Source organism: Klebsiella sp. HMSC09D12, from assembly GCF_001808475.1.
Lineage (GTDB): Bacteria > Pseudomonadota > Gammaproteobacteria > Enterobacterales > Enterobacteriaceae > Klebsiella > Klebsiella oxytoca.
In genome coordinates this window covers 1-1,025 of record NZ_KV793396.1, presented here as the reverse complement: position 1 = coordinate 1,025, position 1,025 = coordinate 1, and the positions used below count along the sequence as shown (strand labels likewise).

Below are 1,025 nucleotides of genomic sequence, written 5' to 3'. Positions count from 1 at the left end.
TCAGCAAAAGTTCGATTTATTCAACAAAGCCAATGATCGAATCAAAAATGGTTAAAAAAGTGTCTCGTACGGTAGTGCGTGAAGTCACTAATTCAATTCCGCTTAAGCGCCTTGGGAAATGTGAAGAAGTTGCAAATACTATTGTTTATTTGAGCTCTTCTGCTTCAAGTTATATTGTCGGGCAAACCATCGTCATTGATGGTGGTATGGTTATGCGGTGATATATGTCAAAATTTAAGATCCCGACAAAAGTTTTTCTGGCTATGGGGGGGTGGCGCCAGCCATTGTTAATGGTAGATAGAATCGATGATTTTAAGTATGGCGAGAATGGGTATGTTAAAGTGATAAAGCATGTCACTTATAATGAACCGTATCTTCTTGGCCATTTTCCTGAAGATCCTATCATGCCAGGGGCTATTATTTCGGAGATATTTGGCCAGGCTAGTGAATATTTCTCTTTTTTGTGTGACATTTGCGATATTTATCAACTACGCACAGGGCGAGAATTTCTGTCTCTGCGTGATATCCACACATATATAGATCAACCTGATATGCTTGAAGTTATACATAAGCGTCGGGCACAGGTTCGTGGAGTACTGGCTGCGCAAAATTTGAAGTTTAAAGCCTCAGCTTATCCGGGGGATACTATTGAAGTGGTAAGTAAACTCGCGTTTTCTGATAATAATGGCTTTAAACATTACTCGGTTATTGCCAATGTAGGTAAGAAAATTATAAGCCAGGGCACCATTATCAATTTTCGGGAAGTTTTATAATTTATCGTAAGGGAATGTTATGACTGATATTAATGAGAAGATCGATCAAAGAAAATCAATACTTGTGACTATAAAAGCGGAGCTTATTCATCGGCTTAATATTCAACGTGAAGAGCATCAAATTGATGACGATACTCCTTTGTTTGGCAATGGACTGAAGCTGGACTCTGTTGATGCGACGGAGATTATCGTCATGCTTGATAAGGCTTTTAACATTCAAGTGGCTTTGTTGAATAAATCGAACTTTTGCTG

At 38.6% G+C, this 1,025-nt stretch carries 3 protein-coding genes; all 3 read left to right on the top strand.

From position 1 onward, the window contains the following. Nucleotides 1-221, top strand: a 221-nt coding sequence (locus HMPREF3178_RS29420; protein ID WP_139146011.1) for an SDR family oxidoreductase, incomplete at its 5' end; no start/stop codon positions are given. A 3-nt stretch (nucleotides 222-224) separates the two neighbouring features. Next, complete coding sequence (locus tag HMPREF3178_RS03445) at nucleotides 225-773, top strand: hotdog family protein (RefSeq protein WP_017146509.1); 549 nt, start codon at nucleotides 225-227, stop codon at nucleotides 771-773. Between the two features lie 19 nt (nucleotides 774-792). Beyond that, nucleotides 793-1,025: phosphopantetheine-binding protein (locus HMPREF3178_RS03440; protein ID WP_017146508.1), on the top strand; the 233-nt coding region annotated here is incomplete at its 3' end.

Coding starts and splice junctions, on each gene's coding strand:
- HMPREF3178_RS03445 (WP_017146509.1), top strand. CDS start 225: ATGTCAAAATTTAAGATCCCGACAAAAGTTTTTCTGGCTATGGGGGGG.